This is a genomic window from Gordonia sp. ABKF26 (assembly GCF_041103195.1).
In the GTDB taxonomy this organism is placed as follows: domain Bacteria; phylum Actinomycetota; class Actinomycetes; order Mycobacteriales; family Mycobacteriaceae; genus Gordonia; species Gordonia terrae.
The window spans coordinates 4751157-4776287 of sequence record NZ_JBGCVZ010000003.1 but is presented as its reverse complement, the minus strand read 5'-3'; the positions used below and the strand labels follow the sequence as shown (position 1 = coordinate 4776287).

24 protein-coding genes are annotated in these 25131 nt (G+C 68.9%); 13 read left to right on the top strand and 11 right to left on the bottom strand.

Annotated elements, in window-relative coordinates:
- Nucleotides 1-4: 4 nt before the first annotated feature.
- From AB4Z55_RS22095 to AB4Z55_RS22070, 6 genes are all read right to left on the bottom strand, one after another.
- On the bottom strand, nt 5-376 hold the full coding sequence (locus tag AB4Z55_RS22095; RefSeq protein WP_064569555.1) for a VOC family protein: 372 nt from the start codon (nt 374-376) through the stop codon (nt 5-7).
- A gap of 161 nt (nt 377-537) precedes the next feature.
- Entirely contained in the window at nt 538-1413 is an 876-nt protein-coding gene (locus AB4Z55_RS22090) for an endonuclease domain-containing protein (protein ID WP_369520549.1), read from the bottom strand.
- A 131-nt stretch (nt 1414-1544) separates the two neighbouring features.
- Complete coding sequence (locus AB4Z55_RS22085) at nt 1545-2426, bottom strand: helix-turn-helix domain-containing protein (protein ID WP_369520548.1); 882 nt, start codon at nt 2424-2426, stop codon at nt 1545-1547.
- 64 nt (nt 2427-2490) lie between these two features.
- Nucleotides 2491-2817, bottom strand: a complete 327-nt coding sequence (locus AB4Z55_RS22080; protein ID WP_004021206.1) for a hypothetical protein — start codon at nt 2815-2817, stop codon at nt 2491-2493.
- Nucleotides 2818-2963: 146 nt separating this feature from the next.
- A complete protein-coding gene (locus AB4Z55_RS22075; RefSeq protein WP_239399851.1) occupies nt 2964-3503 on the bottom strand; it encodes an RNA polymerase sigma factor in 540 nt (179 codons plus the stop codon).
- Between the two features lie 63 nt (nt 3504-3566).
- Nucleotides 3567-3917, bottom strand: a complete 351-nt coding sequence (locus AB4Z55_RS22070; protein ID WP_369520547.1) for a hypothetical protein — start codon at nt 3915-3917, stop codon at nt 3567-3569.
- Nucleotides 3918-4120: 203 nt separating this feature from the next.
- Between AB4Z55_RS22070 and AB4Z55_RS22065 the strand changes: the two genes are divergently transcribed.
- Genes AB4Z55_RS22065 through AB4Z55_RS22055 form a run of 3 tightly spaced genes read left to right on the top strand, consistent with a single transcriptional unit; the run spans nt 4121 to nt 9178 of the window.
- Nucleotides 4121-5515, top strand: a complete 1395-nt coding sequence (locus AB4Z55_RS22065; protein WP_369520546.1) for a dynamin family protein — start codon at nt 4121-4123, stop codon at nt 5513-5515.
- A gap of 3 nt (nt 5516-5518) precedes the next feature.
- Nucleotides 5519-7402 (top strand): dynamin family protein, encoded by a 1884-nt coding sequence (locus AB4Z55_RS22060; protein ID WP_369520545.1) that lies wholly within the window; start codon nt 5519-5521, stop codon nt 7400-7402.
- Between the two features lie 45 nt (nt 7403-7447).
- Nucleotides 7448-9178, top strand: a complete 1731-nt coding sequence (locus AB4Z55_RS22055; RefSeq protein WP_369520544.1) for an Hsp70 family protein — start codon at nt 7448-7450, stop codon at nt 9176-9178.
- Nucleotides 9179-9226: 48 nt separating this feature from the next.
- Here the strand turns inward: AB4Z55_RS22055 and AB4Z55_RS22050 are convergent, their stop codons facing one another.
- Nucleotides 9227-9814, bottom strand: coding sequence for a hypothetical protein (locus AB4Z55_RS22050; protein ID WP_369520543.1), 588 nt, complete (start codon nt 9812-9814; stop codon nt 9227-9229).
- Nucleotides 9815-10118: 304 nt separating this feature from the next.
- Here AB4Z55_RS22050 and AB4Z55_RS22045 point away from each other — a divergent pair, with 304 nt between their 5' ends.
- Complete coding sequence (locus tag AB4Z55_RS22045) at nt 10119-10796, top strand: hypothetical protein (protein ID WP_369521047.1); 678 nt, start codon at nt 10119-10121, stop codon at nt 10794-10796.
- A gap of 36 nt (nt 10797-10832) precedes the next feature.
- Nucleotides 10833-11963, top strand: a complete 1131-nt coding sequence (locus AB4Z55_RS22040; RefSeq protein ID WP_369520542.1) for a DNA polymerase IV — start codon at nt 10833-10835, stop codon at nt 11961-11963.
- A gap of 258 nt (nt 11964-12221) precedes the next feature.
- Here the strand turns inward: AB4Z55_RS22040 and AB4Z55_RS22035 are convergent, their stop codons facing one another.
- Nucleotides 12222-13403, bottom strand: coding sequence for an alkaline phosphatase family protein (locus AB4Z55_RS22035; RefSeq protein ID WP_369520541.1), 1182 nt, complete (start codon nt 13401-13403; stop codon nt 12222-12224).
- Between the two features lie 11 nt (nt 13404-13414).
- Entirely contained in the window at nt 13415-14239 is an 825-nt protein-coding gene (locus AB4Z55_RS22030) for a GNAT family N-acetyltransferase (RefSeq protein WP_369520540.1), read from the bottom strand.
- Nucleotides 14240-14312: 73 nt separating this feature from the next.
- Here AB4Z55_RS22030 and AB4Z55_RS22025 point away from each other — a divergent pair, with 73 nt between their 5' ends.
- The 4 genes from AB4Z55_RS22025 to AB4Z55_RS22010 all read left to right on the top strand — a co-directional run bounded on the left by AB4Z55_RS22025 (nt 14313) and on the right by AB4Z55_RS22010 (nt 17098).
- Complete coding sequence (locus AB4Z55_RS22025; protein ID WP_248644807.1) at nt 14313-14828, top strand: YtxH domain-containing protein; 516 nt, start codon at nt 14313-14315, stop codon at nt 14826-14828.
- Between the two features lie 85 nt (nt 14829-14913).
- Nucleotides 14914-15645 carry a YcnI family protein gene (locus tag AB4Z55_RS22020; protein WP_369520539.1) on the top strand — a complete coding sequence of 244 codons (732 nt, stop codon included), beginning with the start codon at nt 14914-14916 and terminating at the stop codon, nt 15643-15645.
- Entirely contained in the window at nt 15638-16186 is a 549-nt protein-coding gene (locus AB4Z55_RS22015; protein WP_239399827.1) for a copper resistance CopC family protein, read from the top strand. Before AB4Z55_RS22020 ends, AB4Z55_RS22015 begins: the two co-directional genes overlap by 8 nt.
- Before the next feature lie 6 nt (nt 16187-16192).
- A complete protein-coding gene (locus tag AB4Z55_RS22010) occupies nt 16193-17098 on the top strand; it encodes a copper resistance D family protein (protein WP_369520538.1) in 906 nt (301 codons plus the stop codon).
- A 408-nt stretch (nt 17099-17506) separates the two neighbouring features.
- On the opposite strand, the gene AB4Z55_RS22005 is transcribed toward AB4Z55_RS22010, so the two are convergent.
- Entirely contained in the window at nt 17507-18430 is a 924-nt protein-coding gene (locus AB4Z55_RS22005) for an alpha/beta fold hydrolase (RefSeq protein ID WP_004023404.1), read from the bottom strand.
- Between the two features lie 30 nt (nt 18431-18460).
- On the opposite strand from AB4Z55_RS22005, the gene AB4Z55_RS22000 reads away from it, so the two are divergent.
- Complete coding sequence (locus tag AB4Z55_RS22000; protein WP_369520537.1) at nt 18461-19363, top strand: alpha/beta fold hydrolase; 903 nt, start codon at nt 18461-18463, stop codon at nt 19361-19363.
- Between the two features lie 45 nt (nt 19364-19408).
- On the opposite strand, the gene AB4Z55_RS21995 is transcribed toward AB4Z55_RS22000, so the two are convergent.
- Nucleotides 19409-19747, bottom strand: a complete 339-nt coding sequence (locus AB4Z55_RS21995; protein ID WP_369520536.1) for a hypothetical protein — start codon at nt 19745-19747, stop codon at nt 19409-19411.
- A 426-nt stretch (nt 19748-20173) separates the two neighbouring features.
- Here AB4Z55_RS21995 and AB4Z55_RS21990 point away from each other — a divergent pair, with 426 nt between their 5' ends.
- The 3 genes from AB4Z55_RS21990 to AB4Z55_RS21980 are packed head-to-tail and all read left to right on the top strand — an operon-like array spanning nt 20174 to nt 25120.
- Nucleotides 20174-21727, top strand: coding sequence for a hypothetical protein (locus tag AB4Z55_RS21990; protein ID WP_369520535.1), 1554 nt, complete (start codon nt 20174-20176; stop codon nt 21725-21727).
- Nucleotides 21724-23166, top strand: a complete 1443-nt coding sequence (locus tag AB4Z55_RS21985; RefSeq protein ID WP_369520534.1) for a glycosyltransferase family 2 protein — start codon at nt 21724-21726, stop codon at nt 23164-23166. The genes AB4Z55_RS21990 and AB4Z55_RS21985 overlap by 4 nt, the downstream gene beginning before the upstream one ends.
- A complete protein-coding gene (locus AB4Z55_RS21980; RefSeq protein ID WP_369520533.1) occupies nt 23159-25120 on the top strand; it encodes a hypothetical protein in 1962 nt (653 codons plus the stop codon). Before AB4Z55_RS21985 ends, AB4Z55_RS21980 begins: the two co-directional genes overlap by 8 nt.
- Nucleotides 25121-25131 lie beyond the last annotated feature (11 nt).

The following is a 25131-nucleotide window of genomic DNA, read 5'->3' as shown; positions in this document are numbered from 1 at the left end:
GGGCTCAGTTCTGGCGGTACGGCATGTACTGCACAGACCAGGAATTGCCGTCCGGATCGTCGAAGTACACGAAGTGACCCCAGGCCTGCTCGTCGACCTCGCCGGGGTCGACGCCCGCCGCGAGCAGTTGTTCGCGAGCCTCGTTGATGTCGGTGACGACGATCTGCAGTCCCTTCACCGACCCGGGCTCGGCGTCGGTGAGTCCCTTGCCGAAGGCGATCGAACAGGCCGAGCCGGGCGGGGTGATCTGGACGAAGCGGATCTCGTCGGAGACGACGTGGTCGTGGTCGACGTTGAAGCCGATCTTCGAGTAGAAGTCCTTCGCGCGGTCGACGTCGCTGACGGGCAGGATGACGAGCTCGAGTGTCCAGTTCACGGTTCCTCCTGGGTTGTGGTGTGACACCAGCCTCTCAGGAGATGCGGACAGTTACGGTCCTTATTCGACGATGTTCACCCGCCGCACCCTGAGGAGGCCCGGGGCTTGCGGAGGGCCGTCTCGCCCGCTCCCTGAGGAGGCCCGGAGCTTGCGGAGGGCCGTCACGAAGGGTCCGTGTGTCTTGTGTCTGCGCGTCGTCGGATCCGGTGCCGGTCAGGGCGGGTCACCGCGCGGATCTCTTCGAGGACCTCGTCCCACCCGTAGAGGACGTCGTCGTAGGTCAGTCGCATGGTCATCCACCTGTGGATCATCGTCTTCCGATCGCGTCGGCGGTCGTTGCGGAACGCGTCCGCGTCGGAGTGGTAGGAGCGCCCGTCGCACTCGATGAGCAACGACCCGGTCCGCAGATCCGCGTGTTCGCGACCGCCGATCGACGGTTGGACCTGCACGCCGAACCCGGCGGCGACGAGCCGTAACCGGGCGACCGACTCGGTCCCCGACTGCGAACGTGCATCGCACCGCTCGAACATCGCCGCCACCGTCCGTGCGACGCGCCCCATGTCGGCTTGGATGTCCGGGATCGTCCACTCGGTGGTGTTGAGAATCGAGTCGACGACGGCGATCCACTCCTCCGCCGCGAGACACCGTGCCGCGCAGCCGATCGCCAACGGGATCGGATCGACGGCCGTCCGCACCGGCAACGGTTGTCCGAATCCCTGGCACCAGCGGAACGGACCGCTGGGCCGTGGCGTGGACTTCATGTGCTTGCTCAGGCGGACATGGGTCTCGCTGTGGCCCGGCGGAATCCAGATCCCGGGGTTGCCGTGCGCCTGATGAAAACGCAGCGCGCTGACGCAGGACAGCGCGCCTCCGGCGCTCACCGCCGCGACCGCACTCGAGTCGGCGCCGGATGCGCGAACCCACCCGTAACCGAGCGAGGTCAGCCTCCCGGCGCGCCGGGCTTGCTTGATGCCGTCCGCCGTCCAGCCCATCGCGGTCAGTTCGTTCAGCCTGAAGACGCCACAGTCGGAGCTCATGCCTGCTTTGACGCAGCGGAGGGCCACCCGGTTTCATCCGGTTCGGCCGATGTTCGCGATTTCTCGTCCATCTCATGGGTGCCGGAGGGCAATCTGCCCTTGGGGGCTGCTCAGGTGGACGAGATTTTCGCTCATCCGGCTGAGAAGCGGATGGCAGCGCGGATCTGGGCGGCGATCGCGCGCCCGGCGCCGAGGGGCCAGCGGTGCATGACGTAGTCGGCGGCGGCATCGACGGTGAGCTGGCGGGTGGAGTTGCCTGCGCGAACCCAGAACTCGGGCGGGTTGTTCTTGCCGGCCCGCAGATAGACCGGACGCGGCGACGGCGAACACGTCACGCGGCACACCGGGACCGTTCCCGACTCCCCGGGCCGGGCGACCGATTCGACGGTGATCCCGACGGCCGCCGCCGTGTTCTGCCCGAGCGTGGTGGTCAGGAGATCGCGCAGCCAGAGCTCGAAGCGGTCGGCGTCGGGCACCTTCAACGTCGCGAAGTCGGGGTCGAGCCCGAGGGGTGTGCCGTCGTCGGCGACACCGATGAGCAGGGTCCCGCCGTCGGAGTTGAGGAACGCCGAGACCGTCTTGACGATCACCTGCTCCATCCGCGGGTCCTTCTCGCCGCTCCGCAGGTTCACCCGGGCGGTGGACTTGAACTCGAGCCGATCGGACTCGCCGTCGGAGAGCAGTTGGGCGACTGTGGCATTGGATTGCCGCTGTAACCGTGCGGCGAGTAGACCATAGGCCCCCACCGCGACGACCGAGCTGATCAGTCCCAGCACGACCGTTGTCACGCTCCACACCCGGAGATGTTTGTCGACGAGGCCGGCGATGTAGAGACCGAGCGCGGTGCCGAGGATCGACAGGACCATCGCCGTGGTCGCGTCGAGCCGAGCGCGCCTACGCAGCAACCATCGCGCGACGACGCCGAACATCCACGAGACCACCAGCACCAGGACCAGCGCGGTGGCGGTCGCCCAGACCGGTACCGCGAATTCGATTCCACCGATCGTTCCCACACCGTTTTATAGCCCGAAGCCGCGTGTACCGCGGCTTCGGGCTATGGATCGGGGGGGGGTGGGGTCAGACGGCGTCGCCGCCGTCGATGCTGCCGAAGTCGCCGACCTCGACGTTGCCCTCGTCGTCGACGGCGGTGTCGAAGGTGCCGTCACCGTCGGTGTCGGCCACCGCGATGTCGGTGAGACCGTCGGCGTCGGTGTCGGCTTCGATGACGTCGATCTCGCCGTCGGCGTCGGTGTCGTAGGCGATGGAGTCGGCCTGGCCGTCGCCGTCGGTGTCGAGGATGGCGTCGGTGGTGCCGTCACCGTCGACATCGGTGAGTGCGGCGTCGACGGCTCCGTCGCCGTCGGTGTCGATGAGAACGGCGTCGGCGGGGATCTCGGTGCTCATGGTGGGGGTCCTTTCGGGAGTGGGTGCCGGGGCCGGCGTGTGCGGTTCTGGTTGCTTGGAGTCGAGCGTGCCGGGGTTTGTTCCCGTCCGTTCCGAAGTCGCGGTGAGGTCATTCACCTGGGCGACGACCAGGGCCGCAACCCCGACTATCGAAGGTCCGCAAGCAATTCGGACAAGATGGACCGCGCGCGCGAGATGCGACTGCGTACCGTCTGCAGACCGATGCCCTGCGCCTCGGCGATCTCCGAGTAGCTCAACTCGCCGTAGACGCGCAGCACGAAGGTCGCCCGATAGGCGTCCGGCACCTGCGACAACGCGTCGGCGATGCGGTCGGACACCACGACCTGCGCCGCGACGTCCAGATGGCTCATCGGGTCGTGATCGGCGATGTCGTCGGCGTCCGTGCGCTTGCGGATGCGGGCGAGCGCGGCGTTGGACCCGATCCGGTACAGCCAGGTCGACAGTTGTGCGTCACCCCGGAAGTTGCCGATCGCGCGCCATGCGGCGACGAGCGCGTCCTGCATCGCGTCCTCGGCGTCGTGCTGGTTGCCGGTGATGCGTAAGCAGATGGCCCACAATCGGTCTCGGTGCTGTTCGACGAGTGTGGTGAAGGCCGCCTGGTCACCGGCGCGGGCAAGCTCGAGCAGGTCTGCGCCGGAGGAGGATTCGTCGATCAACGACTGCACCCGCTCATCGTAGGACCGCCTCCCGGGCACGGCAGCGCATCGCGGTTTTCGATGCGGGCGATCTCAGAAGTCGTCATCGAGCGCTCCGTCGTCGAAGGAGTCGTCCGCAGAATGCTCGGAACCGCTGAAGACATCGTCGTCCTCGTCGAGGCCGGATGCCAGGTGATCCCCGGTCACGTCGTCCGCCGGCGGGTCGTCGAAGCCGCCGACGTCGGGGTCGGATTCGGAGTCGCCGTCGGAGTCCAGCGGATCCGGCCCGGGCGCCGCGGTCAGGTCGGTGGTGAGTTCGTATGACGGATCGAACGCGGTCTCGACGGCGGCGTCCCACGCGGCGGCGGGCACGCTCAGCTCGTCGGGCGGGTCGCCGGCGCGCAGCCACGCCTCGAAGTCGTTCTCATCCAGATTGTCGGTCATGCTCTTCCGCCTCTGCTGGTGTGTCGGTCATCCGATATCGGTACCGATGGATTCGTCGACGCGCGGCGCCCGACACGGATACTGTCATCCGGTCGAGGGGTCGGCACGCCGACTCCGAGGGACATTCTCGGCATGTCCCTAGGAGTGTCGCCGAGCCCGGAATGTTCCCATCGGTCGGCGAAAGTCTCGGGAGGTCGGATTCCGTGGAGCAGCGCTTGACCGTGCGTGGCCGCGTGGAGCAGTTGCTCGACGAGGTCGGCCCGCTGTCGCCGGACACCGCGGGCCTGTCCGCCTTGCGCGCGCAACTGGCCGAGCCGTTGACCGTTGCGCTCGTCGGACGCGTCAGTTCGGGCAAGTCGACGCTGCTCAACGCCCTCGTGGGCGACCGCGTCGCCCCGACCGACCGCGCCGAGTGCACCCGCGTCGCCGCGCTGTACACCGAGGGCAACCCGCAGCGGGTCGAGGTGATCGGCCTCGACGGTACGGTCACCGAACTCCCCGGCCCCATGCGCGGCGACCTCGGCCGGCCACCCGAGGAGATCGACCACGCGATCGTCCACACCCCGTCCCGGTTGCTGCGTGAGCGCTTCCGGGTCGTCGACACCCCCGGCCTCTCCGGATTCACCGACACCGCCGAGATCGCCACCCGTCGGGTGTTCGGCCGACAGGGGAGGCTGGCCCGACCGGACGTCATCCTCTTCCTGCTCGACGACGCCGCGGGCCCGAAAGCCGACGAGGTCGCGTTTCTCGCCGAGGCCGGTGCGTCGGCGCAGAACACGATCCTGGTGATCTCGCAGGCCGACCTCATCGCCGCCGACAATCCGATGCTCAAGGCCCAGGAGATCGCGCGCCGGGTGTGGCGACGGTTCCCGGCGATCGCGGGCGCGGTGGTCGCGGTGTCCGGACTGATGGCCGAGGCCGGGGTCTGCGGGGTCACCGAACGTGAGACCGCGCAGATCTCGCGGCGCGGGCAGCTCGAGTCGTGGGAGTTGCTGACCATCCTCGACGGCGGGATGCCCGCTCCGCCGGGCATCGACGTCGATGAACTGGGCCGGCTCGAGCAGCTCGTGGGGACCTATGCGATGGATGCCGGGGGTGAGATCGCACAGCAGGGTGCGCGAGCGTACTGCGAATGGCTGCACCGGGTTTCGGGCATCGACGAGTTGCGGCTGGCGATCGGACGTCGATTCCTCGCCGTCGGCGACATCCTCAAGGCCCGCACCGTCCTGGCGGCGCTGCGCGAGACCGCCTACCGCAGCCCGCGCCGCGACGTCTTCCTGGAGGCCATCGACGAGGCCGAGACGTCACCGGCCCTGCACCGGTTGCGCGAGGTGTCCGCACTCGAGGCCCTCGCGCGGTGGCAACCCGACAGCGACCTGGTCGGCGAGCTCAATGTCGTGGTCGCGAGTCGTGATGTGCGGGTGCTGTTGTCGCTGCCGCCGACCGCCGGACCACCGCAGATCGCCGACGCCGCGCGAGCGCGGGCCACCGACTGCCGGTCGAGGCGCGCGTTCGCTGCGACGTCGGCGGAACGCGAGGCGCTGCTGGTACTCGAGCAGACCTATCAACTCGTCCGGCGCGGACTCTGGGTCAACTGACCGATGGTGAACGAGGAGCAGGCTGTGACCACCAGCGAACCCGGGCCGGCCAAGGGATTGGTGAAGGCGCCGGCGAAGACCACGACGCCGACGCCGGAGGCGGTCTTGCGCACCGCGATCGACGCGTTGCGCAAGCACGGTGAGGACGCGATCGCCGACCGGGCGCTGCGGGTCCGCGACCGGCCGGCGCCGCAGGGCACCGTGGTGGTCATCGGTGAGGTCAGCCGGGGCAAGAGCTCGCTGGTCAACACCCTCCTCGGGGTCGGCGACCTCGCGCCGGTCGACACCGAGATCACCACCTCGGTCTATGTCCGGTTCACGCCCGCCACCGACGACCTCCCCGCCGGGACCGCGCTCGTGGAGTTCCCCGGTGCCGCCCACCGGATCCCGGCCGCCGAGCTCGCCGAGTGGGTGACCGTCGGCGGACGCCACGCGGCCGGCGTCCCCGCGGAACGTCTCGCGCCCGGCACACCGATCGATTCGGTTCTCGTGCCACCGGTCTCGGCACGCGTGGGTGTCGACGCCGTGGTGCTGCCCGGGGTCACCGTCGTCGACACACCCGGTGTCGGGTCGCTGGTCCCCGAACACGTCGAGGCTGCCGTCAGCGCGGCTCGCGGAGCGTCGGTTCTGGTCATGGTGTGCGACGCGACCGCACCGCTGAGCGCACCCGAACTCGACTTCCTGCGCAGCGTCAGCGAAGAGGTCGCATCCGTGGTGCTGGTGGTCACCAAGACCGACCTCGTCATGCGCCAGTGGCGGACGATCGTGGCCGAGAACCGAAAGCTGATCGGCGCCAACGCCCCCCGCTTCGCCCACATCCCGATCATCGGCGTCTCCAACCGCATCGCCGCCCAGGCCGCGGCGATCACCGACCCCGACCGTCGCGAACGGGCCCTCGCGGCCTCCGGCGTCCCCGAACTCGTCGACGCCCTGACACCGCTGGTCCGCGACGGGGCCACGTCCCCGGTGCGCAACGCGCTGCAGCTGACCTTCGCCGGCCTCGACGACGTCCGCACGCGTCTCGTCCTGGAGATGAAGGCCGCGACCGCGAACCCCGCCGAGCGCGCTGAGATCGAAGCCGAGCGCGACCGACTCCAACGTCTCAAGGATCGCCGTCGGGAGTGGCGGGCGCGCCTCACACAGGACATCACCGCGGCTTCGCTGCGGACCGACGACCTCATGCGCGATCGCTTCGACACGCTGCTCGGCCAGTGGAACACGCGGATCGACAAGCTGCGCTTCTACGAACCGCACCGGGCGGGTCAGGAGCTGATCGCGCAGATGACCGTCGATCTCGAGGCCGCCGCTCGTGAGGTGAGCGCCTCGTTCGTCGCCGGCATCGAGCGGATCGCCGACGCGCTGTTCGCCGACGCCGCCATCTCCGAGGAGCTCGTCGGGCAGATCGCCGGCGGTGCCGGCGAACTCAAGCTCCGTGAGCAGGAGAAGATCTCGCCCTGGAAGAACATGGTCGACCCGATCCTGCTGTCCATCGTCGCCGCGGGCGGCCCGCTGGCGATCATCCCGGTGGTCAATGTCGTCGCGGTACCGGTGTGGGCGGGTGTGGTGGTGGGGTTCCGCGCGTCGAAGGTGGGTAAGGAGAACCACCGCAAGTGGTTGACGAAAGCGGTCAACGACATGAAGGCCGACGTCCGGTCCCAGCTGCAGTCGATCAAGGCGCAGGCGAGCGGTGATCTGCAGATCGCCTACGACGAACTGCTCGAGCGGCTCCTGGCCGAGTCGACGAAGATCCTCAACGACGCCGCGGCGGAGTCCAAGAGATCGGCGGCCGAGCGCGAGAAGACGGCCGCGGATCTGCGTAATCAGATCGTCGCCGTGGACAACGTGCGCAAGGCGATCGCCCGCGTTCTTCGAGCGCCCACCGGATGAATGCCGGTGTCGTGTGCAACGATTTGCACCTGAGGAGGTGACCACGTGGCGCAGGAGAGCAGGCGGCGACTGTGTATCGACTTCGGCACCAGCAACACTGCGGCTGCGTACCGGGTCGGGCTGGGCGAGCCGGTCATCGTGCCGCTCGGACAGGGCGGACCCGCGATGCCGTCGGCGGTGTTCGCGGGGGACGGGTCCGTCGTCGTCGGTCACGATGCGGTGCTGCGGCGGCTGCAGGCCCCCGACGCCTTCGAGGACACCCCGAAGTCGCGTATCGACGACGGCGAGATCGAGCTCGGTGACCGCTTCTGGTCGGTCGAGGATCTGATCGGCGCCGTCCTGCGACATGTGCATCAGATCGCGTTGCGCCACAGCGGACTGGCTGCCTTCGACTCGATCGTCCTGACCCATCCCGACCGCTGGAGCGAGCGGCGCAAGAACGTCCTCCGACGCGCGGCCGGCCGGGCCGGGATCCCTGCCGAGACGCTGCGAATAGCCTCCGAATCACTCGCTGCCGCTTGGTATTACGTCTACCGCGGGTACGACGTCAGCGGTGCCGAACGGATGTGCGTCTTCGACTTCGGCGCCGGCACGTGCGACGTGGCGCTCCTCGTCCGCGACGGTGTCGACGGGTTCACCGTCACCGGCTCGGGTGGCGACAACCATCTCGGCGGCCGTGACCTCGACGCCCGGATGATCCGCTGGGTGCACGACGAGGCCGCCGAACTCGATCCCGACCTCCCGGGCCGACTCCGCGCCCCGGCGGCCGCGATCGCCCTGGCCGATCGGGTGCGGACGGCGAAGGAAGCACTGTCCGACACCGCCCAGGCCGTCATCGAACTCCCCGGCACCCGGCACACGTTGCTGCTGACCCGGCGCGAGTTCGAGTCGATGATCGGGCCGTTCGTGGAACGGGCCGTCGAGCTGACCCGGGATGCGATCGCCCGCGCCGACGCCGCCGGCACGGGGCCGGGCGGACCCGTCATCGTCTACGTCACGGGCGGGACCAGCAGCATTCCGATGCTGCAGTCCGCGTTGTCGGCGGTGGGTCGCGTCGCCCGGATCGGCGACCCCAAGGTCGTCGTCGCGCAGGGCGGGCTCCTCCGGTCGACCAATGTCGTCCCGGGCGTCGACACACAGAAGGTCGGCGCGGAGGTGTCGGCTCGCCGTATCGCCTTCCCGCAGCTGCCGGCCGGCTCGGTGATCGCGGGTGTCTCCGTGCGTGACGGGCAGGTCGTGCGCGCAGGCGAGCCGCTGGCCACCGCGGACTCTCCGGCCGGCCGGGTGACGATCGACGCGCCGGTCGCGGGCACTCTGCACGGTCTCGACCTCCGGCCGGGCGTGGCCGTTCAGCCGGGGGCGGTCTTCGCGGCCGTCGGGCCGGCCGGTCTGCGGCCCGACCAGTGGCCGCGGTTGCACCGCACACCGGCCGGGACCTCGCCGGTGCGGGGCCACTCCGGTCCCGTGCCGTCGGCTCCGCACCGCGTCGTCCCGCAACCCGTTCCCGCGCAACCCGTTCCCGCGCAACCCGTGCTCGCGCAACCCGTTCCAGAGCAACCGGAGAAGGTGAACGGGTTCGGTCTGGCCGGATTGATCGTGGGTATCCTGGGCTTCCCGCTGTGCCTGGGCACGATCGTCGGGCTCGTACTCACGGTCGTGGGGATCACGCGGGCCGGCGGACGACGCGATGCCCTCACGACGACGGCGCTGGTCGTCAACGTCCTCGGTGCCGTCGCCTGGGTGGCGTTCGTCATCTGGGCGGTCGTCAGCGGCTGAGGCGGGGTTCTTTCGGCCCGCTCGCTCCGCTCCCGGCGCCGTAGCGGTTCAGGGGTGGCTGTCGATGTCGAACTGCCGCCACTCGGCATCCCAGCGTCGTGACCGGTGCTGATCGGCGACCATCCGGACGAGCACGGTCGAGCCCCACCAGCCGAGCACGACGAGCATCCCCACCGCGGCCCCGGCGATCAGGCCCTCCATCACGGCGTCCGTGGTGGTGACGGGTGGGTCCACCACCGAGCCGGAGTCGTCGAGCCAGACGACCCGGACCCGACCGACCGAGTCGAGCGGCTCGGCGCTGACGGCGGCGGTGAGCCGGTGACCGTTCGGGTCCTGCCACGCCACGGTGGTGAGGTCCGCGTCCGCCCCGCCGCCGCTCTGGGCGCTGCCCTGGCCGGGCGTGCGAATGATCGTCGCGCTCACCGAATGTCGGGGTTCTTGACGTTCCGCGGCAGCCTTGTGCGCCGCATAGGTGTCGCCCCCGATGGTCAGGGCGATCATCATCCCCGCGGCGGCGGCCAGCCACAGCATCACCAGCGTTGCGGTCTCCAGACGGTCGCCACGGCGGACCAGACCGTTCGACGATGCGTGCATGACACGCCAGCTGTGGAGTTCGCGGGCGAGGAATCGCAGCATGTGCACCCTCCTGTGCCGTTCGCCCCTTACATGGTCGCGGGCGGGCGAGCGCCGGGACAGGGCCTTTGGTCCCTATGCGCGCGGCGATACCCGTGTTTCAGTCATTCGACTCACAAACTACCCCGACTCCGCGTATTCTCACGGTGCGTCAGGGTGGCCGGCATCGCGCGGGGTGCCGGGGCGTAGGGGGTCGACTCGAGGGGCATCACATCGTGGCCCTCGTCGGTGTTCATGAATGTCACTGTTCGTGATCGTCACTGTTCATGGTCTATGTGGAGGGGTTCAGTTGACCAGCGCATTGTCTGTGCGTGCATCTAGACGTGGTGCACGCACGTTTCTCACCTCGTCGGCGATCGTCGAGGCGATCGGTATCGAGCAGTCGATCGTCCTGTCCGGGTACGCGGTGCTCGCCGAGAACCCCGCAGAGTTCGGGGTGACCGCCGATCTCCTGGGGGAGGTCGACGCCGCCATACGACGCCACCGGGCGATCGTGACGCGGCTTCGGCTGATGCACGACGAAGCCGTTGGCGCCGAGCGGGTTTCGTCTCCGCGCGATGAAGCGCTCGCTGTCTTGGGGCTCGCCGGACCCGACGCCGACGCGGATTCTGCCGTCGGCATCGTGGAAGGTCCCGCTGACCGGCGACCGCCTCTGGTCGCGGTGGCTCTTCTGGTCTCCGCGGCCCACGCGTTGACCGACCCGACGAACTGCGGGACCGCTTCTCCGGCACTCAATCTCATGCCGCCGCCGCTGCATCGGGACCGAGCACTGCTGGAGAAGGTGCTGACCAACGCCGTGTCGACGTCCGATGCTGCCGTGCGGGCGGAACTCGCCGATCACATCGCCGCCGCGAGTGCGGTCTTCGCCGAGGCCGGTCACGGATCCGACCGGCGGCTCTCCGTGCTGCGCTACAACCCGCACTCGTTGCGCACGTCGTGCCGTGCGGCGGGCCTCGGTGAGGTCGAGGTCTGTATCGCCGACTGACCGGTGACCTGACAACCGGCGGTTACCCTGGGCGTCGTGACCACTTCGGTTCCACAGCGCTATCGGTGGCTGCTGCACGTCGATCTCGACCAGTTCCAGGTGGCGGTCGAGAGGTTGCGGGCTCCCGAACTCGTCGGGGTGCCGGTGATCGTCGGCGGCAACGGCGATCCGACCGAAGCCCGCAAGGTGGTCACCTGCGCGTCGTATGAGGCGCGTGACGTGGGTGTGCGTGCGGGTATGCCGTTGCGGGCAGCACACCGCAAGATGCCCGACGCGGTGTATCTGCCGCTCGACATGAGTGCCTACGATGCCGCGTCCGCCGACGTCATGGACGTCCTGCGCGCCACCGGCCACCCCGTCGAGGTCTGGGGCTGGGACGAGGCCTACCTCGGGGTCGACGCCCGCGGCGCGGAGGTCGATCCGTTCGACGACGAGGCCATCGTCGACCTCGCCGAACGGATCCGGTCGGAGATCCTGGACCGGTGCGGACTCACGAGTTGCGTCGGGATCAGTGACAACAAGCAGCGGGCGAAGATGGCCACCGGGTTCGCCAAACGGCCGCCGGGCGCCGGGGCGAACGGCGCCGACGCCCCGCGGGTGTTCCTGCTCGACGATCGCAACTGGCTGGATTTGATGGGGGACAGGCCGACTCGCGATCTGTGGAGCGTCGGGCCGAAGACGGCGTCGAAGCTGACCGCCGCCGGCGTCACCACGGTGACCGAGCTGATCGCCACCCCTCGCGACGATCTGATCGCCATGTTCGGTCCGCACCAGGGCAATTGGCTGTACGTGCTGTGCCGCGGCGGCGGTGACTCGGCGATCACCGCCGAACCCTGGCTGGCCCGTTCGCATTCCAAGTCCCGGACGTTCGCGACCGACCTGAGCGACGCGACCGAGATGCGGGCTGCTGCCGGCGAACTCCTTCGTGAATTGCTCGATCAGGTCGTCGGCGAGGAGCGACTGCCGTTCCGGGTCGCGGTCACCGTCCGCACCACGACCTTCTACACCCGCACCAAGTCCCGGAAGCTCCCCGCCCCGAGCCTCGACTTCGCAGAACTCGAGTCGGTGGTCGCCGACCTGCTCGCCAGATTCGACATCGACCGCCCGGTTCGACTCGTGGGCGTGCGCCTCGACCTCGTCACCGACGACGACCCCGCTGCTCCCTGATCCGAGAGAGTGGCTTCGACACGGCTCCTCGCTGCGCTCGGTGCCGGCTCAACCAGCGGGACATCGACCCCGTGACCCCCCTGCTGGTCGAGCGACCCCCCTGCTGGTCGAGCAGCGTCGACCCCCTGCTGGTCGAGCAGCGTCGACCCCCCTGCTGGTCGAGCAGCGTCGACCGAGCGAAGCGAGGACGCCGCGCCCGTCGAGGCCACTTGGCGACCGGCCCCGCGATCCCAGCCAGTGACTTCGACCAAACCCGCGCTACCCCGACGCCACGATCAGGGGCACGAGTTGTTCGGCAGCGGTCCAGGCGCCGTGATGGCCGAGCATCATCGACTCCATCGTCTCGCGGGTGCTGCGGGTGAGGGTGGTGGCGCCGCGGGCCACCGCGACGACGTCACCGATGCGTTGTGCGACCGCATCATTCACCACCGGGCCGAACCATTCTTCGTCGATGGTCTGCTCTCGGGACACCACGTGCGCGGCGTCGCCCAGGTACGACGACCAGCCGGCCAGGACGTCGTCGGCCGAACCCGGCGTCGCGTAGACGTGGCGGACCCGTGCTTCGCCGGCCACGGCGTCGACGCCGTCGAGTAGCGCGGGCGCGGTGTCGATGTCGATCGCCCGGTCGGCGGTGATCATCCCGTGGTCGCCGGTGACGAGAAGGGTTGTCCCATCGTCCAGTTCGGCGGCGAGGTCGGCGACAAGGCGCTCCACGACGCGCAACTTCTCCAGCCACTCCGGTGATCCCGGCCCGTGGATGTGGCCGGCCATGTCGAGTTCGCTGTAGTAGGCGTATACGAAGCGTCGGTGGCGGCTTCGTCGGCGCAGGGTGGTCAGCACGGCCTCGCGGATGCCGTCGGGAGTCACGGCGGGCAGGAACTGGCCCGCGGCGCGGAACGCGGCCATCGTCAGGCCGGTTCCGCGGAACTCGCCGGGCATCACATAGGTCACTCGGACGCCGTCGGCGGCAATATCTTCCAGACTGCCGCGCTCGGTTCGGACGAGGGCCGGGGGATAGGTCATCAGCGCGGACGGACCCGACGCGTTGTCGAGAGTCCACCGGAGCGAGTTGAGCACGCGCCGGGACCCGCGGGTGCGGCATTCGTCGCCCGGGCGGAAGCTGTACCCGATGATCCCGTGCACGCCGCACGATGTCCCGCCGGTGAGGCTCAGGATGCTGGTGGCGGTGGTGGCCGGGAACCCTGCCCGCAGCGTCGTCGAGGTGAGCTCGCGCAGTGTGGGTGCGTGGTCGGCGTACTCGTCCAGCAGTGTCGCACCGAGGCCGTCGATCAGCAGCACCACGACCGAATCACCCGGCGGCACAGTCGGACCCGCGCCCGCAGCGGTGACCCCGAGCGCAAGCGACGCCGCCGGGAGGACGTCGGCGAGGGTGTGGGGAAAGGTGTGCCAGTCGGCCGGTGCCAGTTCGGCAGGAGCCACGTCGTCGTCCGTCACCGGGCCCCCGAGCCGGCCGGACCGAACACATAGTGTCCGGAACGCAAGAAGCGCACGTCGCGGCGAGCGTCTCCGTCGACGAACAGCGGCGAGAGGGCATCCCGCAGCGCGATCCGCCACCGGGCGGCGTCGAGTGGTGCGCTGACCCGCATCGACTCGACGTCCCGCGGAACTTCGACGACGACGCCGGCGTCGGGGGTGACGCGATCGTGGTGCGCGACGGGTCGCGACGGCTGGTCGGCATCGATGATCGACACCGCGCCGTCGGCGAGCACGTCGTCCACCGACACCGGGGAGGCGGACGGGGCCGCGGCGTGCAGATTCCAGGACATGAGCACCCGGTCGGAGTCGGCATCGCCGCCCAATTCGTCGCCGAGTTCGCCGTAGAAATCCTCGTAGTAATGCACCGGCGTCGCACCCAGTTTGGCGAGGTTGAAGTAGGCGTTGCGCGCGACGAGCGGATCGAAGGTCCAGGTGATCGTCGACAGTCCGCGCTCCAGTGCCCAGCGGCGCTGGTGCATCTTCAGCGCGTAACCGACCTGGTGGCCACGGCCGCGTCGGGTGACCCCGGTGATGTGGCTGTGCAGGGTCTCGCCGACGGGCGCACCGAAGAACGCGACGCTGCCACCGGCGAGGTGGTCGCCGATGAACGCGCCGGCGACGTAGTTGCCGGCGTGGGTGAGCGCCCGCAGCATGTCGGTCCCCACGGGCCGGTTCGTCGGGTCGGGCCGCCACACGTCGTCGAAGATCCGCAGAAGGTCTTCGAGCTCGTCGGGGGACGAGAGTTCACGAACCTCCACACCGAGGCTTGCATCCGACATGGGAACGATTCTGTCACCGCCCGGCGACACCGTGGTCGGAGATGGCCCAGTCCACCGATCTAGGATGAGCCCCATGCCCCACACCGTCCGATCGCCCGACGCGTTCTCGCGCGCCGCCGCGGCCGGTGTGGTTCCCGCGGTCGCGGTCGCCGCGCACGGTGCGGCGAGCGGGGCGATCCCGAGTTCGTCGGGCATCCTGCTGAGCGCCGCGATCGGTGCGATCGCGGCGATGCTGCTCGCGCCGCGCCGAGGACGACTGCTGACCGCCGCGGCGTCGACCACGCTGGTGCTCTCCGTCGCGCAGGCGGCCAGTCACTGGGCCCTCGCGCTCGACGCGGGACATGCCGCCCACGGCACCTCGACGCTGCCGATGCTGCTCACCCACCTGGTGGCGATCCCGCTCAGTGCGGTCCTGATCGTCGTTGGCGCGCATCTGCTGTCGTCGATCGGCACGGTGATCCGATCCCTGATGCCGCCGGTCGCCCTCGCGGCGCGTCCGACTGCACCGGTCTTCTGGACGCAACCGTGTGTTCTGTCCGCACCTGCGCTGTGCGGCACCGGTGTTCGCGGACCGCCCGGCACGTTCTGACGCGCCTGGCCCCCGATCGCCCAGATCTGGGGTCGATGCGTGCGTCCACGCGCCCGATCCAGACAAACATCGAAAGACACTCCTGATGAAATCCAGTTCTCCGCGGGCCACGATCGCCCGCCGCCTCATCGCGCCCGCAACCGCCGCTGCCGTCGTCGGTCTCGCCTCCTTCACGGGTGCGGGTGCCGCGTCGGCCCACGTCACCGCCAACGCCCCGACGGTCACCCAGGGCGGGTACGGCGTCGTCACCTTCGTCGTCCCCAACGAGTCCGACGCCGCGGCGACGACCGCGCTGCGGGTGACGCTCCCCGGCCTGACCTCGGCCCGTCCCGAGGTGATGCCCGGCTGGAAGTCCGTCGTCACCAAGAAAGACGACAAGGTCACCGAGATCACCTGGACCGCCGACCCGGGTTCGCCCGGCGTGCCGGTGGGCCAGTTCGGTCAGTTCCGCTTCTCCGGCGGTCCGTTCCCCGAGCAGGAGACCGTCGAACTGCCGGCGTTGCAGACCTATGCCGACGGTGAGACGGCCGACTGGAACCAGCCGACGCCCGCCGACGGCTCCGAGCCGGAGAAGCCCGCGCCGACCCTGACGCTGCCGCCCGACTCCGGCGACGGCCACCACGGCGGATCGCACTCCGCCTCGACGACGGGCACCGCCGACGAATCGGACACCTCCGAGTCGTCGGCATCGTCTGAGGACTCCGCCGCGCGTTGGCTCGGTGGGATCGGCCTGGTGGTCGGCACTCTCGGCGCGGTCATCGGCGTCGCGGCGCTGACAGCCCTGCGACGCAACGGCCGTGGCGGCGGCGATGCCTGACCGTCGCGCGCCGGTTCGACGCGTCGTCCTGGTCCTCGCGACGCTGCTGTGTCTCGGGCTCGTCGGATCGTGGGCGGCAGCCCCGGCGTCGGCGCACTCGCGGCTGGTCTCCTCCGACCCCGCCGAGGGGGCGACACTTCAGACCGGTCCGCAGGCGGTGACGCTGACCTTCAACGAGCCGATCCAGTCGTCGTATGCGGTGCTCAACGTCGTCGGGCCCGACGACCACTACTGGCAGAACGGCGACCCGACGGTTGATGGCCCCAACCTGCGTGTCGGGGTGCGCGAACTCGGTCCGGCCGGTGAGTACGTCGTCAACTACCGGGTGACCTCGGCCGATGGGCACGTCATCAGCGGACAGCGCACCTTCGAGCTCGCGGTTGCCGGCAACGGTGAACCCGGCCCGGCGATCGAAGCGGTCGATGCGTCGTCGGACGAGGGAATCCCGGTGTGGTGGTTCATCGCCGGTGCCGCGGTCGTGTTGATCGTCGGACTCGGCGTCGTGTTCTGGGTGAGCCGGCGACCGTCGACACGGAGCTGACATCAGATGACCGTCCGCAACGGGTTCATCCTGGTGGTGACCCTCGCCGGCGGTCTGATGGTGAGCTACGTGCTCGCCCGTCCCGACGGTCCGGACCTGGTCGCCGTGCCCACGACCCTCGCACTGGGTGTGTCAGTGGTATTGCTCGGACTGGGCGCCCTGCCGACGGTCGACGCCGAGCCCTCGACCAGAGTGATCGGCCTGCTGGCCGGGGTCTGGGTTCTGGCGACGCTGGTCGGCGCCTGGGTCCGGACAGCCGATCGGGCGGGCATCGAGGTGCTCGACGTCAAGGCAGGCGACTTCGGTGACGTCCTGTTCTCGGGCGCGCCCGAGATGGTGGCGCTGGTCGCCGGGCTGCTGGTTCTGGCGTGGGTGGTCCTGGATCTGCTGACCGGGGTCGAGATCCCCGTCCTCGTGGTCGGCGCGCTCGCGGCGATCGGGGTGCTCGCCACCTCGATCGCCGGGCACGCCGGCAACGACTCGTGGGGTCCGTTCCTCATCGGTGCACACGCGCTGGCCGCGGCCTGGTGGTGCGGTCTGCTCGCGGCGATGCTGATCTCGGTGCGCGGCCGGTCCGGTTGGGCGCGCAGCCTGCCGGTCTTCTCCGGCCGCGCACCGTGGGCGGTCGGAGTGCTCACGGTGACCGGCCTGATCTCCGGACTGGTCGAGATCGACGGCCCGGCCAACCTCGCGAGCAGCGGCTACGGCCGCATCCTGCTCGCGAAGGCCGTGGTGCTCGTGATTCTCGTGGCCCTCGCCGCGTGGCACCGGCGACGCTGGCTACCGGCCGTGCAGCGGCATCGCAGCAGTGAGACGGCTTCCGTCCGTGCCGCGGTCGTCGAACTGGCGATCATGGCCGTGGCGCTGGGTCTCGCCGCCGGGCTGTCGGCCACGGCGCCGATCCCCGCCTGACATTCTGCTGGTTGAGCCGGTGACTTTTTCTGCTGGTTGCGCAGGTGACTTCTTCTGCTGGTTGAGCCGGCTCCGAGCGTAGCGAGGCGCCGTGTCGAAGCCACTGGGCGACCGCTGGGAGTGGTCTCGACGGGCGTGGCGTCCTCGCTTCGCGCGGTCGGCGCTGCTCGACCAGCGGGGGGTTGTGTAGGTGACGTTTCCCGCTGGTTGAGCCGGCTCCGAGCGCAGCGAGGCGCCGTGTCGAAGCCACTGGGCGACCACTGGGAGTGGTCTCGACGGGCGCGGCGTCCTCGCTTCGCGCGGTCGACGCTGCTCGACCAGCAGGGGTTGCGCTGGTGACTTTTTCTGCTGGTCGAAGCCACTGGTCCGCGCACGGCGTCGGTCGCCCCTACTCGACCAGGGGAAAACTCACTCGCCCAGCGGCGGCCGCGACTGGTCCCACAGTGCGAGCAGTTCGTCGATGATGTCGGTCGCCATGTGCAAAGTGCTGAGGTGACTTTCGCCGGGCATCTCGAACAGCTTCGCGTCGGGCAGCAGCGACACCATGTGTTCCCCATGGGCGTACGGGATGATGTGGTCGTCGTCGCCGTGCCACCAGCGCACCGGCACGGTGACGTCGCCGACGCGGAAGCCCCAGTCCCGTGCGAACACCACGACGTCGGCGAACGGTGCGGCCATCCGGCGGCTGCCGCCGTGGAGCAGGTCGTCGAGGAACATGGCCCGGAACTCGGGGCGTGCCAACAGTTCTCGATCCGCCTGCGGGGACAGCCGACCGTAGATGGTGATCGCGGGTTCGGCGATCGGCCGGGCGAAACCGAGAGCGACGCTGAGTACCTGGCCGATCGGGGCACCGGCGACGCTGACGAGTGGCGCCAGCAGTGTGCCGAGTCGCATGGCGCCGCCCTCGATCCGGTCGGGCCCGACCGTCGGCGCGACGCCGCCGAGGATCCCGGCCGCCGTCACCCGGTCGGGCATGGCGTGCGCGACCCCGAGTGCGTAGGGTCCGCCGCCGGAGAGTCCGATGATCGCGAAGTCGTCGATGCCCAGGGCCTCGAGGACCTCGGCGAGGTCGGGCGCGAAGTCGGCGACGTTGTCGTATCGATGGGGGGTCGACGACCCCACGCCCGGCCGATCCAGGCCGATGAGCCGGACCTTGCGTTCCAATGCATACGCGCGCGCCTCGACGGGGATCTGGCGCCGCGCACCGGGTGTCCCGTGCAGCCAGACGATGGCCCGTCCGGTGGCCGATCCGTACTCGGCGAATCCGATCCGACGACCGCCGTCCGCAACGGCGATCGACCCCTCGATTTTCGGACGGGCGATGTCGATCATGTGATCAGCATCTCACGTACCGTTGAGTGCGTGATCCCCGAGTTCGTGCACGGCACCGCGCGCGCCATCCGACACGTGTTTACCCCTTACCCGGCCCGGGACATCCCCGAAGGCCGGATGGTCGAGCTCCCCGGGCGCGGACGCGCCTTCGTCACCGACTCGGGCCCGCGCGACGCTCCGGCGGTCTTCCTCTTGCACTCGGTGCTGACGACCGGGTTGCTCTGCTGGTACCCGACGATCCCGGCGATCAACGACCGCTACCGCGTCATCACCCTGGACGCGCGCTGGCACGGTCGCGGGATCGAATCCGAGACGTTCGACCTGCGTGACTGCGCCGACGACGTCGTCGCCCTCGCCGATGTCCTGGGCATCGACCGGTTCACGGTCGCCGGGTTCTCGATGGGCGGGGGCATCGCTCAGCTGGTGTGGCGGCGACACCCCGAGCGGGTGGCCGGCCTCGTGCTGTGTTCGACCGGCCCGTACTTCAGTACCCACGATCCCCGGCATCGCGCGTCGTCGGAACGCATGGGACGCATCCTGCGCCCGGTGTACCGGGTCCTGCCGCGGGTGTCCGACAAGAGCCTCGACAAGGCAGCCCACACCACGATCTGGGCGCTCCGGCAGTTCTTCTCGACGCCGCTTGCACACCTCGGCGACTTCGGAAACGGGCTGGGGGAGTTCGATTCCCGAGGTTGGCTGCACGAGGTCGACGTCCCGACCGCCGTGGTCGTCTCCACCCGCGACCGGGTGGTCGAGCCCGAACGTCAACAGTTGCTGGTCGACGGCATCCCCGGCGCGCAGCGCTTCGAGGTCGACGGCGGTCACGCCTGCTGCGTCCTCGGGGCGCGGTTCTTCATCCCGCCGTTCACCGAGGCGGTAGACGCGGTGACCGAGGCATCGAACACTGCAGTCACAGAGGCTCCGGTCGGCTGACGACCCAGGGGCGAAGTCGGCCGTCGATCGGACCGAGACGATCGCTCAGGAATCGGCGCGAAGAGCTGCGCTGAGCCGGCCGGCGGCAAAGACTCGGGGGTCAGTTCCGGCTCGGTGAGCCCAGTGAGGCTTGCCGTCGAGCATGGCCGGTTCGAAAAGTCGGCCACCGATGTCCGGCCACACGATGTGGTGATAACCGGTGAGGTCTCCTTGAACAAGGTCGGCCGTCCAGTAGATCGCCTGAAGCGAGTCATGGAGCGACTGTGCCCCGGCGCGTTGGTCGACCGTGGACATCACGCGGTGAACGATCCCACCACCATTGCCTTTCATCAACTTTTGGTTGTTAGTGACTGTCCTCGGGTCGGGCTCGTTAACGATCTTCAAGCGACCTTTGCTGATCGACAGGTAGGAATTGTGAGTCGTTGCGCCGCACTAGTTTTCGCAATCACACTAGGACGGCTGACCCAGTACCCATCTCCCGGTGCCCGCTGCAAATGTGTGACATAAGTCAAGTGATTCGGTGCACGGTAATGGAGCTGGGCGAGATCCGATCGCGCTCGCGACGACAGATCAAATGTACTGCTGCACAGTATGATTCAATACTCAGGACGTTTTTGCAGCTGGCCGATCGCGGGCCGCGGATCGTTCCCTTGATCAGACGAACACCGGGGCGACGTGCTCCAACAACTTTCTTTTTAGCGTTACTCTGCTTGTAGTTCGCGATTCGGACGCCAGGGGGGCCACGGGGGTGGCGGCGAGTCGCGGCCGGCGCCGACGCTCGATGCTCAGGCGCTGTCCTGGGGAGGGCTCATGACTGTTCTTGATTCTGTCGCGCCTGCGTCACCGCCGTATGCGGACGCCGACGCCGACACCGGCACGGCTCCGCCGACCGCGCACCACACCGGCCGGCGTCCATGGCGGGAGACCCTGACCGCACCTCGCGAGATGTCGATGGGCGTTCGCTACGCGTCGACGATGGGTGCGGGCATGCTGGCGTTCGCCCCGGCGATCGCCGCCGAGTTCGATGCGCTGCGCCAGGGGTCGCCGACTGCATATCTGCTGTTCGTGCCGCTGTGGTGTCTGATGATCGCGTTCGGGCTCGATGTGTCGTCGCGCGGCCGCGAGATCGGGGACGGCGAGTTCGACCGGATCCTGGTCGTCGTCGTGGGCGGCGCGCTCGGCCTCACCGCGGCGCTCGTCATCCCCCGGGTGCGTGCCGTGGCGGCGTTCTGGCACGCCGATCTGATCCCGTTGCTCATCTGGGTGTTCGCGGCGTCGATCGTGGTCTTCGGAATCCGGCGGGTTGTCCGCGATTACCTCGTCTGGCTGTTCCTGCTGACGTGCTTCCCGCCGAACTACCTGCTCATGGGGCAGCTTCTCGGCGGTTCGACCGTCGCGTTCGGCCTGTTGTCCGTGGCGGTTGCCCTCGTCGTGACGTTCATGTCCCTGCGTCGTCATCCGCGCGTCGCCATTGTGACCGCCGTGGTGTCGGGGGTTGTCGGAACCACGTGTGTGCTGGTTGTCCAGCACACACCGATCCTGGCCTACACGGTTCCCACAGCGGTGGTCACCGCGACCGCGATCGCCGTGCGATTCCGTTTCGGCAGAGCCGGTTCGGCGCACGCCGGGTTGCCCAAGCAGTCCGTCGCCACGCTCGCGTCGGCCTGGTTGGTGGCATTGGCGATCCTCGCGATGATGCCGCTCGCGCCGGATTCACCGACGCCCGTGGCGTCACCGCCGATCGGTGCGGAGTGGCTCGAACAGATGCGGACGCTCGGCATCGGCATCACCGAACCAGAGGTGTTCGACTGGGGTCCGCGGGTCATGGGTTCCGGTGGCGACGTGCGCCGGTACCGGGTCACGACGGGGCAGACCGGCCCCGCGGACAGGCCGCTGTCCACCGCGTATCTCGACGTCTACTCCACCACCGATCTGGGGCGCTTCTCCAGCTACCGTCGTGGACTGTGGTACGAGACGGTGCCTCCGGCGACGACTGACGCGACGCCTGCCTCGTCGGGTGGGCGACACACCCAGATCGGCAGTATCGCCAACACTCTCGAGTCGGTACGCACCTCGGATGAGGCCCTGTGGACCGGTCGGTTCTGGGGGTGGCGAGTTCCCACGCCGGCCGGCGAGCGCTACTACGCCATCTACCTCTTGGCGAACCGTGACCAGGCGAGTGGGTCGGAGGTCGCGGAACCGCGGCCACCGAGCTACACCACCACCGTCGTCGAACCCCTCAGCTGGCTCGTGCGCGGTGGCACCGATGGCCGAGATCAGGTCGTCGGCAATCCCGACCTGGACCTCGCGCTGACCGACCTCGCCTGGTCGATGATCGACGCAGTCGAACGACCGTCGCGGTGAGCGCGTCCGGGCGTACCGGTTCGCCTGCTGCCCATGTGACGGCGCTGTCGGCGCGCCATCCGCTGAGTCGTGGGCAGCGCCTCGGCCTGGTGGTCGTTGCGGTGGCGATCGCGGTCGCGTTCGCGCTGACGTGGCGGGTGTCGCTCGCGGTTGTTCTCAGTGTCTGCGCCGTGTACTTCCTGGCGTCGAGCATCGACAAGTTCGTGCTCATCACCCGCGGAATGTCCGGTCGGGGCGTCCTACGGGTGTCCGACGAGGACGCCCGGGTGATCCCCGACGACGATCTGCCGGTCTACACGGTCCTGCTGCCGGTGTACGGCGAGCCCGAGATCGTCACGAATCTGGTCGCCGGAGTCGGCAGGATCGACTATCCCGCAGACAAACTCGACATCCTTCTGGTCCTGGAGAGCGACGATCACGAGACGCGCGCCGCGGTCGAAGATGCCGATCTCGACGGGATCACCACGGTCCTGGTGCCGCCGAGCGAACCGCGGACCAAACCCAAGGCGTGCAACGTCGCCATGAGTCTGCCGTCGGAGCGCAGCGACATCGTGACGATCTACGACGCCGAGGACATTCCGGACCCGCTCCAATTGCGTAAGGCGGCTGCGGTGTTCGCCGCCTCCCCGCCGGACGTCGCCTCGGTGCAGGCGCGTCTCGGCTATTACAACGAGCGTGAGAACCTGCTGACCCGTTGGTTCGCGATCGAATACGACCAGTGGTTCTCCTACATGCTGCCGGCGCTGAGTGCGTCGAAGTGCGTCATCCCGCTCGGCGGGACGTCGAATCACATCCGCACCCACGTGCTGCGTGAGGTCGGCGGGTGGGACGCCTACAACGTCACCGAGGACGCCGATCTCGGAATCCGTCTAGCGCGCTACGGGTATCGAACCGTGGTCCTGGATTCGCTGACCGGTGAAGAGGCCAATGCCGACGTGGTGAACTGGGTCCGCCAGCGGTCGCGCTGGTACAAGGGCTATCTGCAGACGTTCCTGGTCCACACCCGCCGGCCACTCGACATGGTTCGGGAGATCGGACTCGTTCCCGCGCTGCGCATCTCGAATTTGACCGCGGGAATGCCGATCGCCAACACCCTCAACCTGTTGTTCTGGGCGCTGCTGCTGGTGTGGTTCGCGGGCAAGCCCGACTTCATGCACTCGTTGTTCCCAGGGCCCATCTACTACCTGTGCCTGCTCATGTTCACCGTCGGCAACCTGGCCACCATCATGCTGGGCGTCGTCTCCGCGCGCACCCAGGGCAAGCCGCATCTGCTCGGCGCAGCTCTCCTCGTCCCCGGCTACTGGTTCCTGCAGTCCATGGCGGCGATCAAGAGTATGGCCCAACTCATCTACAAACCCTCCTACTGGGAAAAGACCGTGCACGGGCTCTCTGCCATGCCCGGTGTGCCCGCACCGCCGAAAGGTCCTGAAGATGCCTAGCAAGACCCGTGTCCTCCGCCGCATCTGGTGCGCCGTCGTGACGGCCCTGATCGTCGGAGGGGTTGCGGTGGCACCTGCCGTCGCCGCCCCCGGGGACGGCCCCACGACGCTCGACTGGCGACAACTCGGGATGGGCAACTCGGTGACGTTCGACAGCGCCGACGTCCCGGTCGGTGTGAGCATCCCGGTGCCCGAGGGGATGTCACCGACCAGGCTGTCGGGAGTGGTGGCGTCGGCGACCAATGTGTCCGATGCCTTCATCCAGGTCGCCCGCTCCGATGGCACGATCGTCGGCACCGTCGTCGTCCCGCGATTCGGTCCGCGGCAGCTGAGCACACCGTTCTCGGTCCCGCTCTCTGCGGTGCCCGTCGGTGACAACGGCCGTGCGGATCTGCGTCTGACACTGCGCAACGGCGACGATGACTCCGTGTGTGGACCCATCCCGGACGTGTCTCTGACCGGCCTGAACGTCGCCTATGCCGGTGTTGCGTCGTCGCCCCGCACCATTCAGGAGTTCTTCGGCACCGTGGTCGGTGACGTCACGATCGTCACGCCCCAGGACCCGAGTGCAGCGGTCGCGCAGGCCACTCTGGGTACGGTTGCCGCGATCACGGATCACTATCGTCCGCAACGGGTGTCGATCGATGTCGTCGAGTCGGCCGGGACGCGCGTGCCGACCCCGGGCGGCCCGCTGGAGCGAACCGTCGTCATCGGCGAGGAGGATGGTCCGGGAGGTGTTCGTCTGGAACGTGCCGGACAACCGTCGGCTGCTCTGGTGATCGGCGGCAACGCCGACTCGCTGCCGGACCAGGTGGCGTTGTTCCGCGACGGGCTCACCGATCTGGCCCAGACCGGTTCTGCCGCCGTCGAATCGGTGTCTGGGCGTCCGGTACGGGGGTCGGATTCGGTGACCTTCGGCGAGTTCTCGGATCGATTGTCCACCGACGTGCTCGGAATCACCACGCTGGTACCGGGTTTCGACCCGACGATGCTCTCGCTCGGACGTCCGGGTCTGGTGAACGTGCACCTGCTCGCGCGCTACACCCCGGTCCGGGAGGACGAGCGGGCGAACGTGCTGGCGGTCAGTGGCGGGGAGATCCTGCACACGAGCGCCCTGAACGCGTCGGGAAGCCTCGACACCGAATTCACCATTCCGGCTGCCCAGGTCGCGGCCAACGAACCGCTGGAGTTCCGGATCTCCTACGAACCGGGACCAGGTGCGTGCTCGCCGCGAAGTGTGCCGCTGAGCTTCCAGATCGACCCGTCGTCGACGGCGTCGTCGAGCACGACACCGGTTCGGATGGGCGGGTTCTCGTCGGTCCCGCTGGGCTGGCAACCGACTGTTCAGGTCGCGCTGGACGACACGAACCCCGCCCAGCTCGACGCAGCTGCCGAGCTGATCGCGTCGGTGCAGCGGAGTTCGGTGACCCCGTTGGCGCCGGTGCTCGTCCCGCTCGAGCAGGCGATCGCCAGCAATACCGGCGCGCTCGTGGTGGCGTCGGCAGCGAACGCGCGTCCGCTGAATCCGCCGATCAACTCCGAGGATTCGTCCACCCTCGTCGATCTGCCGGCGCAGGTCCGGCTGGCGATCCCCGAGGGGCTGGGGACCATCCAGGCGTTCGCGCAGAACTCACGAACGGTCGTTCTCGTGAGCACATCGGGCTCGTGGGATCTCGTCGAGCCGCTGTTCACCTACCTTGATGAGCAGCAGGGCGATCTGGCGAATCTTCGAGGGGACGTGGTGGTGGCCGGGCGAGCGGGTCAGGCCGAGCTGATGACGATCCGGGCCGACGGCCCGCGGGCACAGGTCGATCAGGTCGGCACCAGCTGGCTGATGTGGCTGGGGATCAGCATCGCGGTGGTGGCAGTCGCGGTCCTCGTCGCGGTCGGGATCACCGTCTATCGCAAGCGTTCCGACGATCCGTCCGACGACGCCGGCTTCGACACCCCGTGACAGTCGAGGTC